The sequence below is a fragment of the Propionibacterium freudenreichii subsp. freudenreichii genome, assembly GCF_000940845.1.
GTDB lineage: Bacteria > Actinomycetota > Actinomycetes > Propionibacteriales > Propionibacteriaceae > Propionibacterium > Propionibacterium freudenreichii.
In genome coordinates this window covers 2,304,757-2,320,294 of record NZ_CP010341.1, presented here as the reverse complement: position 1 = coordinate 2,320,294, position 15,538 = coordinate 2,304,757, and the positions used below count along the sequence as shown (strand labels likewise).

The window sequence follows — 15,538 nt, the reverse complement described above, 5'->3', positions numbered from 1 at the left end:
ACACGCTCAACCCGCTACACCCTCGTTCGTGAAGAGCCGCATATAGGGATTGTCGTAGTACTGGGAATGGATGGCCCATTTGTTGTGCGGGGTGAGATATCGCACGGCCACCTGGGTTTCCCCCGTGGCGGTGCTACGTGCCTCGCCGAGCGCCTGCCCACCATAGATATGGGCCATGTCCAGCGGTGGACGGAATATCGGCAGGGCTTCGCCCAGGTCGATCATCCAATCATGGTCGAGATAGAATTGCGGACGCCCGGTGAGCGTATGCCACGGCTTGTTGCGTTCCACATTCTGCACGAATGCCGAATAGCGTCGTCCGCCATGTTCCGAACCCGACCATTCCGGTGAGGTGATCACCGAGCGCGGCTGCACGGCGGTGTCGGCGAAGCTGATCCGCTTGTCCTCGTCGGCGGCGGCCAGGTCGGCCAACTGGGTGCCGGTGCGCGCCTCCAGGGTGCGGAAGCCCTGGGTGGCGAGGCGTCCGTTGGTGGTGCCCGACAGCTTGAGCACGGCGTCGGCGGCCTTGATGTCGGTGTCGACCAGGGGCCTGCCGGCCCCGGCGCCGCGGCCCTGGTCGGCGCGTCCGTTCAGCTCGCCGAGCTCGTCGAGCTCGCGGTCGGGATGGAAGGCGACCGTCTTGGTGGTCATGCCGGCGCTGGCCAGCAGCGGGCCGAGCGTGTCGAACTTGTTGCCGATCTGGGTGTAGTCGCGCTCCACAGCCACGATCCTGGGCATGGTGACGCCCGGCACCCAGCCCCGCTCGGCGTCCACGACGCCACCGGGGGTGGCCAGCTCGTCGGGCGAATCGTGGGTGAGCGCCACCGCCAGCGCGTCGGTCTGGGTGCCCAGGTGGGTGGCCGCCATGCGTGAGATGAGATGCGCCAGCTCCTGGAAGGTCTGGAAGTCGGTGCGGGCCTCCCACGGCGGGTCGACCGCCGCGTTGAACGAGTGCACGAAGGGATGCATGTCGGTGCTCGACAGGTCGTGCTTCTCGTACCAGGTGGCCGCCGGCAGCACCACGTCGGAGTGCAGGGTGGTGGAGGTGTTGCGGAAGTCGGCGGTCCACATCAGGTCGAGCTTGCCGGCGGGTGCCTCGTCGCGCCAGGTCATCGAGGCGGGACGATGGTCGGCGTCGAGCTCGCTGGCCTGCACGTCGTTGTCGGCGCCCAGCATGTGGCGCAGGAAGAACTCGGTGCCCTTGGCCGACGAGCCGAGCAGGTTAGTGCGCCAATTGGCCAGCACGCGGGGCATGTTCTCGGGTGCGTCGGGATCCTCGGCGGCGAAGTGCAGGCGCCCGGCGCGTAGTTCGCCGGACACATAGTCACCCGGCGCCATGCCGGCCTCGTGGGCCTGGCGTCCCAACTCGAGGGGCGAACGGTCGAAGGTGGGGTAGCTGGGCATCCAGCCGCGCTGGGCCGATTCCACCAGGCAGTCGGCCGTCGTCTTGCCGGCGAACGACGCCCCTCCCAGCGGGTTGGCCATCGCGTCGGCGCGTGCCCCGTCGTAGCGCCACTGGTCGGTGGTGAGGTAGAACCAGCCGGTGGCGATCATCTGCCGGGCCGGGCGCTGCCAGTCGAGGGCGAACGCGTAGTTCGAGAACCCGGTGACCGGACGCACCTTCTCCTGGCCCACGTAATGGGCCCAGCCACCGCCGTTGACGCCCTGGGTGGCGCACATCGTGGTGAGCGCCAGGAAGGTGCGGTAGATGAGGTCGGCGTGGAAGTAGTGGTTGACGCCGGCGCCCATGAGGATCATCGACCGGCCCTTCGACTCCAGGGCATTGAGGGCGAATTCGCGGCCGATCTTGATGGCGGCACCGCTGGCGACGCCGGTGAGTTCCTCCTGCCAGGCGGGGGTGCCCGGCGTGGAGGCGTCGTCGTAGCCGGTGGGCCACTGGCCGGGCAGGCCCTCGCGTCCCACGGCGTACTGGGCCAGCAGCAGGTCGAAGACGGTGGTCACCAGGCGGCCATTGATCCGACGCGCCGGCACGCCGCGGCGCACGGTGCCGCCGCCGAGGCTGGCCTGGCCGGGCTGGGTGGGCAGGTCGAAGCGCGGCAGGGTCACCTCCACCGGCGTCCAGTCGTCGGTGTCCATCAGCGACAGCACCGGGGCGACGCCGTCGAGGGTGAGGTTCCAGTGCCCGGCGCCCTGGTCGCCGAAGTGGTCGGCGAGCGTGCCGCCGGGGTCCTTCACGGTGCCGTCGGCGTCGAGCACCAGCGGGCGGAACGCCTGGTTGTCGGTGCGTTCGGTGGTGCCGGCCGGCATCTTGTCGGCGGTCAGGAACTTGCCGGGGACGACCTGTGTGGCCGCGTTGGTGGCGGGGCTGCCTGAGGCGGGGGCGTCGGTGGCGGCGTCGTCCAGCTCAATGAGGAAGGGCGCGTCGGAATAGCGGCGCATGTAATCGAGGAAGAACGGCTCGCGGCGCCTGACATGGAACTCGGACAGGATCACATGGCCCATGGCCTGGGCCAGCGCGGCGTCCGTGCCGGGGGCCACGCGCAGCCAGTCGTCGGCGAACTTGGTGTTGTCGGCGAAGTCGGGGCTCACCGCCACGACCTTCTGGCCGTGGTAGCGCGCCTCGGTCATGAAGTGCGCGTCGGGTGTGCGGGTGAGCGGCACATTGGAGCCCCACATGATCAGGTACTGCGCGTTGAACCAGTCGCCCGATTCGGGCACGTCGGTCTGGTCGCCGAACACCTGCGGGCTGGCCGGCGGCAGGTCGGCGTACCAGTCGTAGAAGCTCAGCATCGGCGCGCCCAGCAGCTCGTGGAAGCGCGATCCGGCGGCGTAGGAGATCATGCTCATCGCCGGGATCACCGAGAACCCGGCGATGCGGTCGGGCCCGTAGGCCTTGATGGTGTGCACATAGGACGCGGCGATGATCTCGGTGGCCTCCTCCCAGCTGACGCGCACCATGCCGCCGTGCCCGCGCGCCGACTTGTAGCTGCGCGAGATGGCGGGGTCGTCGGTGATCGACGCCCAGGCCAGCACCGGGTCGCCCAGGCGTTCGCGGGCCTCGCGGTAGGGGTCGAGCAGCGCCGAGCGCACATAGGGGTGCTTCACGCGGTTGGGCGAGTACTCGTACCAGCTGAAGGCTGCGCCGCGGGGGCAGCCGCGGGGCTCGTACTCGGGCAGGTCGGGGCCGGTGGTGGGGTAGTCGGTCTCCTGGGTCTCCCAGCTGATGATGCCGTCCTTGACGTACACCTTCCACGAGCAGGAGCCGGTGCAGTTCACGCCATGGGTGGAGCGCACCACCTTGTCGTAGCTCCAGCGCTGCCGGTAGAAGGCGTCGGCGTCGCGTCCGCCGGCCAGGAACAGCTGGCGGGTGTCGCGCGAGGCCTTGCCGCGTCGCAGCCAGCTGCCCATGCGCAGCAGCGGGGAGCCGGAGCCGCTCCCGTCGGCGGCCTTGTGCTGCTCATGCTCGTGCGCGGGCTTCTCGTGCGGGTCGTGCTGGCGCTGGCTGGTGGACATTGGTGACCTCCAAGAGGGGTGGGGACGGCGCGATCAGCCGGGGAACGGCGCCCGCGGACGGGCGTAGCGAATCCAGCAGATCACCGAGCAGAGCGCACAGAATGCGGCACAGATCCAGAACCACACGGCGGCGTTCATGGCGGACAGTGCGATGCCGATGAAGAAGGGGCCGAAGCTGCCGATGGCGGCGGTGAAACCGATGGCGCCGCCGGCCTGGCGCTTGGGCATGATCATCGGCATCTGCTTGAAGGTGCCGGCGTTGCCGATGCCGGCGAAGAAGAACATGATCAGCATCGCCCACAGGAAGCCGGGGAACTGGCCGGGATCGCTGGGGTTGAGGAACAGGGCCGCCCACCCGAGCGTGACCACCAGGCCGACGCCGGAGGTGAACGTCCAGATGGCGCCGCCGAAGCGGTCGCACAGCGGTCCCCAGCCGGCGCGCACCAGTGAGCCGATGAGCGGGCCGAGGAAGGCGTAGGTGACGCCCTGCGGCAGCGCGGCCATGCCGGCGAAGCGGCTCGTCTCGCCGTAGGTGGAGTTGATGAGCAGCCCGAACTGGGCGCTGAATCCCGAGAACAGGCCGAAGGTCATCACGTACATGAGCGTCATGAGCCAGGTGTCGGGGTTGCTGAAGATGTCGATCTGCTGGCGGAAGCTGGCCTTCACCGGCACGTCCTTGAGCAGCGTGAACGCCAGGATGGCGGCGACGATCGTCCACGGCACGAAGAAGATCGCCGCGTTGTGCACCCACAGGTTTCCGCTGGCGGTGTGCTCGGGGGCCAGCCAGGTGATGCCGAACAGGCTGAAGCCCATGAGGATCGGACCCACCAGCTGGATGATCGACATGCCCAGGTTGCCGATGCCGGCCTGCAGCCCCAGCGCGGTGCCCTGCAGACGCTTGGGGAAGAAGTATCCGGTGCTGGGCATATAGCCCGAGAAGGTGCCGCCGCCGATGCCGCAGGTGAAGGCCAGCACCATGAGCACCCAGAAGCTGGTGTGGGGGTTCTGCACCGCGAAGAACCAGCCGAACATCGGAATGAGGTAGAGCAGCGAGCTCCAGCCGACGAGCTTGCGGGTGCCCATGATGGGCGGCAGGAACATGTAGACGAGCCGGATGAGGCCGCAGGACAGGCCCGGCATGGCGGCCAGCCAGTAGAGCTGGCCGGTCGTCAGCCCGAAGCCGATGGAGTTGAGCTTCGGCGCGATGGCGCTCACCAGGAACCAGACGCAGAACGCCAGGATCATCGAATAGGTGCTGATCGCCAGCGTGCGCCACGCGATGCGGGGGCTCCACGTGGCGGCGTCCTCGGGGTTCCAGTTGGTGAGCACCCGTCCGGACGTGTGCAGCGCGGCACCCGGTGAGGACGGGGCTCCCGCAGGCGTGGTGGCCATGTCGTTCCTCTCGCGACGCTGCATGGGGTGGGCGGCGCAACCCACGTGCTCGACGATCGCGCGGTGCCGGCAGCGACAGGATTTTCGACGGATTTATCGCGACTAATTCTAGGGCCTGGGGGTGCCCGGTGTGTGCACCGGGATCAACCTCCGATGCGGCTCATGGTGCGCGACGGCACGGCGAACCAGGGCTCGTCGAGGCCGTGGGCGCGTGGCTTGGCCCACATGGCGGTGCGCCAGGCGTCGGCAAGCTGGGCGTCTGTGGCCCCGCTGCGCAGCAGGGCACGCAGGTCGGTCTCGGTGGTGGAGAACAGACAGGAGCGCACCTGGCCGTCGCTGGTGAGTCGCGTGCGGTCGCAGGCCTGGCAGAAGGGGGCCGAGACCGAGGCGATGATGCCCACCGTGGTGTCGGCGCGTCCGTCGACCTGCCACAGCTGGGCCGGTGCGTGCGGGTCGAGGGGGGCGGTGGTGGGTTCGGCGACGGTGGGTTCGGCGGTGTGCGGCGCGCTGGTGGACGGTGCGGAGTGCTCGGGCTGGACGGTGCTGGGTGGCATCCCATCTGGCAACGCTCCATCTGGCAACGTCCCGGTCGTCGGCGGGGAACTGAGCTCGGCGAGCTGGTGGCGGGTGGCTAGCAGTTCCAGGATCTCGGCGCGCGAGACCATGGAGGCGCGGTCCCAGGAGCCCTCGGGGCCGATCGGCATCTGTTCGATCACCCGCAGTTGCAGGGAATTGTCGAGGCAGAAGTCGAACAGCTCGGGCAGGTCGGGGGCGTTGATGGCGCGGGTGACAACGGCATTCACCTTGACCGGTGTCAGTCCGGCGTCCTGTGCGGCGCGGATGCCGGCCAGCACGTCGGGCAGGCGATCACGGTGGGTGATGCGGGCGAAGTGTTCGCGGTCCAGGGTGTCCAGCGAGACGTTCACCCGGTCGAGTCCGGCGTCGGCCAGGGCCCGGGCGCGGTGGGCCAGGCCGAGTGCATTGGTGGTGAGCGCGAGTTCGGGGGAGCTGCCCCGGTCGGTGCGCAGGCCGGCGCAGGCGGCGACGATCGACTCCAGGCCCTTGCGCAGCAGCGGTTCGCCGCCGGTGAAGCGGATCTTGTGGATGCCCAGGTGGGTGACGGCCAGTGTGCACAGGCGCGTCACCTCGGCGTCGGTGAGCATTTGGTCGGTGGGCAGCCAGGCCAGGCCCTCGGGCGGCATGCAATAGCTGCACCGCAGGTTGCACCGATCGGTCAGGGAGACGCGCAGGTCGTGGGCGGTCCGGCCGTGGCGGTCGCGCAGCGCACCATCGGCGCTGGGCAGGGGGGTGGCGGGCACCGTTTCAGAGTACAAGCGGGTGACGGCGTGCGAGGGGCTGCGGGGCGGGTGGCTGTGTTTTTTGACGGCATCACCCCGCAATATTCGGCTGATCGGGCATGCCCGGCATGTTCGGGCGCGTGATGCGCGATGATCGGGCCATGGCAGCCACCCCCTCAGGTGCACGTCCCGATGCCGGCCGGCGCGGCCGGGTGGGCGCGGTGATCCTGGCCGGCGGTGGTGGGCAACGCCTTGGTGGGGTGTCGAAGGCCGACCTGCGGCTGGGGCAGCGTCGGCTGCTCGACATCGTGCTGTCGGGATTGGTGCCCGCGGTCGATGGTGATGCGGTGGTGGTGGCGCCCCGCGACGTGGAGGTGCCCCCGGGGGTGCGGCGCACCCTGGAGGACCCGCCCGATGGGGGTCCGGTGGCCGGGTTGGCTGCCGGTTTGGCCGCGTTGGCCGGCTCTCACGCCCTGGTGCTGGTGACGGCGGTCGACAGCCCCGGAATCGTCGACCTGGCGCCGCTGCTTGTTGCCGCGCTGTCGGCCCGCCCTGATGCGGATGGCGTGGTGGCCCGTGGTGGCGAGCCCGCACCGTTCCGTCAATACCTGCAGGCCGTCTACCGGGCCGGTCCGTTGCGCAGGCTGCTGGCCGACGCCGGGCAGGTGCGCAATCGCGGTGTTGCGCGCACCCTGCGCGTCCTCAACCTGGTGGAGTTGCCGAGCCCGGCGGACCTGTGCCGCGACATCGACACCCCCGATGACCTCGACTGGTGGCGTGGGCGCCTGGTGTAGGGCGCGGGGTGACGTGGCGGGCGACGCGTGGGGCGTGCCGCGGTGGATGCTGCGGCGGCGGCAGAGGGTGCCGGGCATCAGGGATAGGGAGGACTTTTACGTCGTCTACCCTGCAAAAGTCCTCCCTGAATGACGCTTCCGGTCCGGCCCCGCCCTGACCCGGTTCCGGCCGTTAAGTGGGCACCTGTGCGGCGTCATTCCCGCACAGCTATCCACTGAGCGACGAATCCGCCACGAAATCACCCGGCACCCGCGCGCCGCCGGGACATGGGCCGTCCGGCCTCCCGCCCGCAACACGAAGACAGGGTCGAGAAAAGCACCGTAGATGGTGCTTAATCCGCACCTATCCTGCGTCCGGCGGCTTGTGGGGGCTCAGATCTCGTCGAGCTGGCCGAAGATGTCCTTCAACAGGGGGATCAGTACCGACAGCGTGTCGGCGACCCCGCCCTTCGAGCTGGGGGACGCCACCACCAGGGCGCCCGTCTTGTCGCGGGCCGTCACGCCCACCACTTCACGCGACAGCGGTGACAGCGGCGTGTTGGTCAGCCCATGGGCGCGGATCTGCTCGGCGATGCCGGGAATCTCCACCTCGATCGCCTCGCGCACCACCTCGGGGCTCTCATGGCGGATGCCGAAGCCGGTGCCGCCCAGCACGATCACCAACCGGTTCCCCTCATCGAGGCTGTCGCGCAGCTGCTCGGCCACCGCATGGTGCTCCTCGGGGATCACCACCGGCTCGGACGTCTGCAGGCCCGCCGCAGCGAGCTGTTCGACGGCCAGCTGGCCGCCGCGGTCGGGACGTTCGCCGGCCAGCACGCGGTTGTTGGTGGTGATGATCGCTGCACGAATGCCTGCCAGGTCGTAGTCGCTGTGCGGCATGAGGGCTCCTCGCTCGGGGTGGGCGCCAGGGCAGTGGCGGCTCTGGTGGGGATGGCACCACACTATTCGAGCCCGCAGGCGGCACCGGGTGCGTATCGCCGGGCCGCCCGCGCAATTACCCCGCCCCGCCCACCGGACCGTCGCCCTTGGTAACTTGACGCGTGGTCGCCGCGGACTCGCGCCGGCCACCCGTCCCCCTCTCACGACCCCGGAGCGCCCATGAGAACCCGCCCATTCGCCCTTGTCACCGCCTGCCTGCTGTCGTTGACGCTGGCCGCCTGCGGCTCGTCCAAGGGCTCGGGGGGAGCCTCGTCCAGCCAGAACGCCACGCTCACCGTCTATGCGGCGGCGTCGCTGACCGAGAGCTACGACGAGCTGGGCAAGCAGTTCGAGGCGTCGCACCCGGGAGTGAAGGTGACGTTCAGCTACGCCGGCTCACAGACCCTGGTCGACCAGCTCGACAACGGGGCGCCGGCCGATGTGCTGGCCACCGCGAACACCTCCACCATGGCCAAGGCCAGCGACAAGAAGCTGGTGGGCCAACCCACCACCTTCGCGTCCAATGTGCTCACCCTGATCACGCCGGCCGGCAACCCGGCCCATGTCACCGGACTCGATTCCTCGCTCGACAGCGCCAAGCTGGTGATCTGCGCCCCGGCCGTGCCCTGCGGCGCGGCGACCACCCAGCTCACCGGGCTGCTCGGCGTCACGCTGCATCCGGTCAGTGAGGAGGACAAGGTGACCGATGTGCGCGCCAAGGTGTCCACCGGCCAGGCCGACGCCGGCATCGTCTACCGCACCGATGCGATGGCCTCGGGCGACGCCGTGGACACGATTCCCATCGCCGATGCCGACAAGGTGGTCAACGACTACCCGATCGCCACGGTGACCGCCTCGCGCCAGCAGGACCTCGCCGGGCGGTTCGTCGCCCTGGTGACCTCGCCGGCCGGACGCCAGGTGCTCGACGCCCACGGCTTCTCCACTCCCGGCCAGTGAACGACGCCCGGCCCCGCCGCCGCGCACCACGGGTGTCCCCAGCACCCTGGTGGCTGGTGGCACTGGCCGGCGTGGCCCTGGCCTACCTGGTGGTGCCGCTGCTGTTCATGGGCGCCAAGGTGCCCTGGGCCAGCTTCGGCCGGGTGATCACCAGCGACAGTGCCCGCGACGCCCTGTGGCTGAGCGTGCGCACCTGCGCGGCCGCCATCGTGATCGACCTGGTGCTCGGGGTTCCCGCGGCCGTCGCCCTGTCGCGCCGGTGGCGTGGGGTGCGCGTGGCCCGCGTGCTCGTCGCCCTGCCCCTGTCGTTGCCGCCGGTGGTGGCAGGCCTGGCGCTGCTGGTGACCTTCGGACGCAAGGGCGTCCTCGGCGCCGGCCTGGAGGCCGCCGGGGTGCACATCGCCTTCTCCACGATCGCCGTGGTGATGGCCCAGGTGTTCGTCTCCCTGCCGTTCCTGGTGATCACCCTGGAGGCGGCGCTGCGTTCGCGCACCCAGGGCCTCGAACAGACCGCTGCCGGCCTGGGCGCCGGCCCCAGCAGGGTGCTTTTCACCATCACCCTGCCCACCGTGGCGACCGGATTGGCCCGCGGCACCGCCCTGGCGCTGGCCCGCTGCCTGGGCGAGTTCGGCGCCACCCTCACCTTCGCCGGCTCGCTGCAGGGCGTCACGCGCACCATGCCCCTGGAGATCTACCTCGCCCGCGAGGCCGACTCCGGCACCGCACTGACGCTGGGTGTGGTGCTCATCGTGGCCGCCGCCGTGATCGTCGCCCTCACCGAGTGGCCCGGGCGTCGGCGCCGCCCGGCCGCCGAGGATGAGCCCGCGTCGCCCACGCCCACCGATGTGCCGGACCCGGCCGGGCAACAGCGCGCCGCCGCCGTGCCGGTGCATGTCGACGGTGCGGTCACGGCCCGCGACTGGCAGGTGTCGCTCGACATCCCGGCCGGGCGCGTGGTGGCCGTGATGGGACGCAACGGCGCCGGCAAGTCGACGCTGGCCCAGGTGCTGGCCGGGGCGTTGGCGCTCGACAGCGGCACGGCGTCGATCGGGCCGCAGGTGCACGACACCGCCACCACCTTCACCCCGGCGCGCCGCCGCGGGGTGGCGATGGTGCGCCAGGACCCACAGGTGTTCGCCCACCTGAGCGTGCTGGCCAATGTTGCCTACCCGCTGCGCGCCCGGGGCGTCCCGCGTGCGGCGGCCCGACGCGCCGCCCACGCCCAGTTGGCCGCGGTCGGGGCAGATCAGTTGGCCTTCCGGCGCGGCGACGAGCTGTCGGGAGGCCAGGCCGCCCGCGTCTCGCTGGCCCGCGCGCTGGTGTTCGACCCGCGGCTGCTGATCCTCGACGAACCCACCTCGGCCCTCGACGTGCAGGCCCGCGCCCGGGTGACGCAGGTGCTGGCCGACCGGCTGGCCCACCGCGGCACCACCACCGTGCTGATCACCCACGACGTGGTGGAGGCGGTGCGCCTGGCGTCGTGGCTGGTGGTGCTCGAGCATGGACGGGTGGCCGAGCAGGGCGAGCCGGCACGGCTGTTGGCCGCCCCGACCACCGACTTCACCGCCCGCCTGGCCGGCCTCAACATCGTCTCGGGCGCCCTGATCGTGGGTGCCGACGCCCTGCCCGGCATCGCGATCGGCTCGCGCCGGCTGGCCGCGGCCCGCATCGACCCCGACAGCCTGTTCCCCGGCACTCTGTCCCCAGGCGAGCTGTTCCCGGGCGCGCTGCCTCCAGACGCGCTGGCCCCCGACACCCCGCTTTCCGACAGCATGCCTCCCGACAGCATGCCTTCCGCCAGCACGGCCCCCGGCGCCGGGTTCCCGGCCCCGGGTTCGCCGGTGTCGCTGGTGTTCGCGCCCGAGGCCGTCTCGTTGTTCCGCGTGCCCCAGCAGGGCTCCCCGCGCTCATTGCTGCCCGGCGTCGTGCAAGCGGTCGATGCGGCATCAGGCCTTGTCACCGTGCGTGTCGCGCTCGACGACGGTCCGGTGATCTCGGCCCGCATCACCCCGGCCGCCTGGGCCGAGCTGCAGCTGGCGGTCGGCCAGCGGCTGTGGTGCTCGGTGAAGGCCACCCAGGTGCGGCTGGTTCCCGCGCCGGCGCCCGTCGGCCCCTGAGTCGCCGTCGCGGCGTCCGCCCGGCAACCCGCCTCCGCCCCGCACCCGGGTTCTCGCAGGGCTCAACCCGGCGCCACACCCGAGTCCCGGCCCGCCCTCGCCGACGGTGCGGATAACGATTACCATGGAAAACAGAACGAGCATTCTAATTGGACGGCGGGGGCGGAGACGACCCGTCAAAAGGGGTGTCCTATGAGCGACGATGCGCTGCGTCTTGGCCTCGACGTGGGGTCAACCACGGTCAAAGCGGTGGTCATGGACGGCGGGCGCATCGTGTTCAGCGACTACCGGCGCCACAACGCCGACGTACGCGGCGAGATGAAGCGACTGCTGCTCGACATCCGCAACCGCTTCCCCGACGACGTGCTCAAGGTGGCAATGACCGGCTCGGGTGGCCTGGGCGTCGCCCGCATGATGGGCGTCGACTTCCAGCAGGAGGTGATCGCCGCCACCGCCGCCATCGAACGCCTCAACCCCGAGGCCGACGTGGTGATCGAGCTGGGCGGCGAGGACGCCAAGATCACCTATCTGCACCCCACGCCCGAACAGCGCATGAACGGCTCCTGCGCCGGCGGCACCGGGGCCTTCATCGATCAGATGGCCACCCTGATGCACACCGATGCGCCCGGGCTCAACGAGCTCGCGGCCCGGTTCGACCACCTCTACCCGATCGCCTCGCGCTGCGGCGTATTCGCCAAGACCGACGTGCAGCCGCTGCTCAACCAGGGCGCCGCACACTCCGACATCGCCGCCTCGGTGTTCCAGGCCGTGGCCACCCAGACCGTTGCCGGGCTCGCCTGCGGGCGTCCCATCCGCGGCAAGGTGATCTTCCTGGGCGGTCCGCTGCACTTCCTGCCCGAGCTGCGGGCCGCCTTCCGCCGCGTGCTCGGCGACCATGTGAACGACTACATCACCCCCGACGACGCCCAGCTCTACGTCGCGATCGGCGCCGCCTTCCTGGCCGGCGGCCCCACCCTGTCGTTGCCGCACCTGGCCGCCGAACTCGACAGCGCCAATGAGGTGTCGGTGGCGTCGAAGACCATGCGTCCGCTGCTGCTCGACGACGCCGAACGCGCCGAATTCATCGAGCGCCACTCCAGGGCCACCGTCCCCCAGGGCGAGATGGCCGACGCGAAGGGCCACCTCTACCTGGGCATCGACGCCGGCTCCACCACCATCAAGTCGGTGGTGATCGACGATGAGGGCACCATCGTGCACTCCAGCTACGGCTCCAACCAGGGCGACCCGGTGGCCGCCGCGGTCGGCATCGCCCGCACCGTGCTCGGCGCGCTCCCGGCGGGCGCCAACCTGGCGCGCGCCTGCGTCACCGGCTACGGCGAGGACCTGGTGAAGACCGCCATCCACGCCGATGAGGGTGAGATCGAGACGATGGCCCACTTCCGGGCCGCGAAGGTCGTCTGTCCCGAGGTCACCTCGGTGATCGACATCGGCGGCCAGGACATGAAGTTCCTGCGCATTCGCAACGGCGTCGTCGACTCGATCGCCGTCAACGAGGCCTGCTCGTCGGGCTGCGGCTCTTTCCTGCAGACCTTCGCCCAGACGATGGGCACCGACGTACGCGAGTTCGCCAGGGAGGGCTTGGCTGCCGACGCGCCGGTCGACCTGGGCAGCCGCTGCACCGTGTTCATGAACTCCTCGGTGAAGCAGGCCCAGAAGGAAGGCGCCGGCATGGGCGACATCTCCGCCGGGCTGTCCTATTCGGTGGTGCGCAACGCCCTGTACAAGGTGATGAAGCTGCGCGACACCGGCGAGCTGGGCGACCATGTGGTGGCCCAGGGCGGCACCTTCCTCAACGACGCGGTGTTGCGGGCCTTCGAGCTGCTCACCGGCGTGCAGGTGACGCGTCCCAACATCGCCGGCCTGATGGGCGCCTACGGTGCCGCACTCACGGCCAGGTCACATGCCGTCGACGGCGAGGTGTCGGCCATGATGAGCCGCGACCTCGACGCGTTCAGCGTGGAATCGAGCCAGCGCGTCTGCCAGCTGTGCCAGAACCATTGCAAGCTCACCATCACCCTGTTCGACGATGGTGGACGCCAGGTGTCGGGCAACCGGTGCGAGCGCGGCGCGTCGCTGGAGGCGCGTCCCCGCAAGTCGCAGATCCCGAACCTGTACGACTACAAGTACAAGCGCATCTTCGGCTACCGGCGCCTGACCGACGCGAAGGCCACCCGTGGCGAGATCGGCATCCCGCGCGCGCTGGGCATGTACGAGGACTATCCGCTGTGGTTCACCGTGCTCACCGAGCTGGGCTTCAAGGTGATGCTGTCGGGACGCTCCAACCACGACCTGTTCGAGGCCGGCATGGAGTCGATCGCCTCCGAGAACGTCTGCTACCCGGCCAAGCTGGCCCACGGGCACATCGAGTGGCTGCTCGACCGCGGCGTCAAGACCATCTGGATGCCCTGCGTGAGCTACGAGCTCAAGCAGTTCGACGAGGCCGACAACAACTTCAACTGCCCCATCGTGGCGTTCTACCCGCAGGTGCTGGAGAAGAACATCGACCGGCTGCGTGAGCCCGGCGTGCGCTTCATGGACCCCTTCCTCAACCTGAACGATCCCGACAAGCTCGCCGAGCGGCTCGTGGAGGAGTTCGCCGACTGGAATGTCACCCGTGACGAGGCCAAGCGGGCCGTCACTGCCGGATATGCCGAGCTGGCCCACACCCATGCCGACATCAGGGCCGAGGGCGACCGGGCGTTGCAGTACATGCGCGAGCACAAGATGCGCGGCATCGTGCTGGCGGGACGTCCCTACCATGTCGATCCCGAGATCCACCACGGCATTCCCGACACCATCGCCCAGCTGGGCATGGTGGTGCTCAGCGAGGACGCGCTGACCAATGGCATGACCACCACCGGCTTCTCGCGTCCGCTGCGTGCCCGTGACCAGTGGGTCTACCACACGCGCCTCTACGAGGCGGCCGGCCAAGTGCGCTCCGAACCCGACCTCAACCTGGTGCAACTCAACTCGTTCGGCTGCGGCGTCGACGCCGTGACCACCGACCAGGTGCAGGACATCCTCGAGCAGGGCGACGACGTGTACACCGTGCTGAAGATCGACGAGATCTCCAATCTGGGTGCCGCGAAGATCCGGCTGCGCTCGCTGCAGGCGGCTGCCGCGGAGCGTCCGGTGTCCAGCGAGGTGGACACCTCCGAGCCGATCACTGTGCCGGCGGCCACCACGCCCGCGTTCACCAAGCAGATGAAGGCCACCCACACCGTCTACCTGCCCCAGATGGCGCCGATCCACTTCCGCGTGCTGGCCCCGCTGTTCAAGCGCCACGGCTACACGATGGAACTGCTGGAGCATGCCAGCCGCGAGGACATGGAATGCGGCCTGAAGTATGTGAACAATGACGCCTGCTTCCCGGCGATCATGGTGATCGGGCAGCTCATCAACAAGTTCATCGATGGTGGTGGCGATCCCGAGAAGTCGGTGGTGGCGATCACCCAGACCGGAGGCATGTGCCGCGCCACGAACTATGTCGGCATGTTGCGCCGCGGGCTGGCTGCGGCCGGCTTCTCGCAGGTGCCGGTGCTGGCGATCTCGGCGCAGGGCCTGGAATCGAACCCCGGTTTCAAGATGACCCCCACCATCGTGAATGCGGCATTGCAGGGCCTGATCCTCACCGACCTGTTGCAGAATGTGCTGCTGCGGGTGCGTCCCTATGAACGCGACGAAGGGTCGGCAATGGCGCTCTATCAGCGCTGGAATGCGCTGGTGTGTGAATTCATGACCACGCCGCGCTATTCGGCCATCGAGGGACGCAAGCTCAGCTTCAAGTGGCTGTGTCGCCAGATGGTGCACGAATTCGATGAGTTGCCGCTGCTGGATATTCCGCGCAAGCCGCGCGTGGGCGTGGTGGGCGAGATCCTGGTGAAGTTCCAGCCCGACGCCAACAACAACCTGGTGGACGTGATCGAGGACGAAGGTTGCGAGGCCGTGCTGCCCGGGCTGATGGGATTCTTCCTGCAGTCGATGGAGACCGGCGATTGGCGCTGGGAGAACTTCGGGTTGGGACGCACCTCGCGTCACGTCAAGAAGATGGCGCTGTGGTTCATCGAGCAGATGTCGGGCACCGCGAATGCGGCCTTGGCCGCCACGCACGGCAAGTTCGATGTACCTGAGTCGATCCATACGATGGCGCAGCGCGCGCAGCAGGTGATCTCGCTGGGCACCCAGGCTGGTGAGGGCTGGCTGTTGGTGGCCGAGATGATGCACCTCATCGAGCACGGCACGCCGAATGTGATCTGCGCCCAGCCGTTTGCCTGCCTTCCCAATCACGTGGTGGGACGCGGCATGTTCAAGACGCTGCGCGAGCGCTATCCGATGGCCAACATCACCTCGATCGACTACGACCCCGGGGCCTCGGAGGTGAACCAGCTCAACCGCATCAAGCTGATGATTGCCACCGCCTACAAGAATGCGGAGGATTCCGGGCTGGCGGGCTGGAGCAATGACTTCGACACCGATTCGCCGCTCGACCTGCCCTCAGTGCTGGGTGCCACCCGTGGCGACGGAAATGCGGTGAATGCGCGCGCCTGAGCGGCCCGGGTGTTCTCCC

The 15,538-nt window shown here is 69.4% G+C and carries 7 protein-coding genes and 1 pseudogene; 4 read left to right on the top strand and 4 right to left on the bottom strand.

What is annotated here, in order from left to right; all coding sequences use genetic code 11:
- Nucleotides 1-18: 18 nt before the first annotated feature.
- From RM25_RS10125 to RM25_RS13310, 3 genes and pseudogenes are all read right to left on the bottom strand, one after another.
- Nucleotides 19-3,369: pseudogene (locus RM25_RS10125) on the bottom strand (nitrate reductase subunit alpha); the annotation flags it as partial.
- 138 nt (nucleotides 3,370-3,507) lie between these two features.
- Nucleotides 3,508-4,866, bottom strand: coding sequence for a nitrate/nitrite transporter (locus RM25_RS10120; RefSeq protein ID WP_172952148.1), 1,359 nt, complete (start codon nucleotides 4,864-4,866; stop codon nucleotides 3,508-3,510).
- A gap of 143 nt (nucleotides 4,867-5,009) precedes the next feature.
- Nucleotides 5,010-6,185 (bottom strand): radical SAM protein, encoded by a 1,176-nt coding sequence (locus tag RM25_RS13310; protein ID WP_052809190.1) that lies wholly within the window; start codon nucleotides 6,183-6,185, stop codon nucleotides 5,010-5,012.
- Nucleotides 6,186-6,325: 140 nt separating this feature from the next.
- On the opposite strand from RM25_RS13310, the gene mobA reads away from it, so the two are divergent.
- Nucleotides 6,326-6,958: a molybdenum cofactor guanylyltransferase gene (mobA, locus tag RM25_RS10110; RefSeq protein WP_044636877.1), complete on the top strand. Its 633-nt coding sequence runs from the start codon at nucleotides 6,326-6,328 to the stop codon at nucleotides 6,956-6,958.
- Nucleotides 6,959-7,330: 372 nt separating this feature from the next.
- Here the strand turns inward: mobA and RM25_RS10105 are convergent, their stop codons facing one another.
- Nucleotides 7,331-7,837 (bottom strand): MogA/MoaB family molybdenum cofactor biosynthesis protein, encoded by a 507-nt coding sequence (locus RM25_RS10105; protein ID WP_044636420.1) that lies wholly within the window; start codon nucleotides 7,835-7,837, stop codon nucleotides 7,331-7,333.
- Between the two features lie 219 nt (nucleotides 7,838-8,056).
- Here RM25_RS10105 and modA point away from each other — a divergent pair, with 219 nt between their 5' ends.
- The 3 genes from modA to RM25_RS10090 all read left to right on the top strand — a co-directional run bounded on the left by modA (nucleotide 8,057) and on the right by RM25_RS10090 (nucleotide 15,519).
- Entirely contained in the window at nucleotides 8,057-8,833 is a 777-nt protein-coding gene (gene modA, locus RM25_RS10100; RefSeq protein WP_044636419.1) for a molybdate ABC transporter substrate-binding protein, read from the top strand.
- Nucleotides 8,834-8,865: 32 nt separating this feature from the next.
- Entirely contained in the window at nucleotides 8,866-10,950 is a 2,085-nt protein-coding gene (locus RM25_RS10095) for an ABC transporter permease (protein ID WP_044636418.1), read from the top strand.
- A 192-nt stretch (nucleotides 10,951-11,142) separates the two neighbouring features.
- Entirely contained in the window at nucleotides 11,143-15,519 is a 4,377-nt protein-coding gene (locus tag RM25_RS10090; protein WP_044636417.1) for an acyl-CoA dehydratase activase-related protein, read from the top strand.
- The last annotated feature ends 19 nt before the right edge of the window (nucleotides 15,520-15,538 follow it).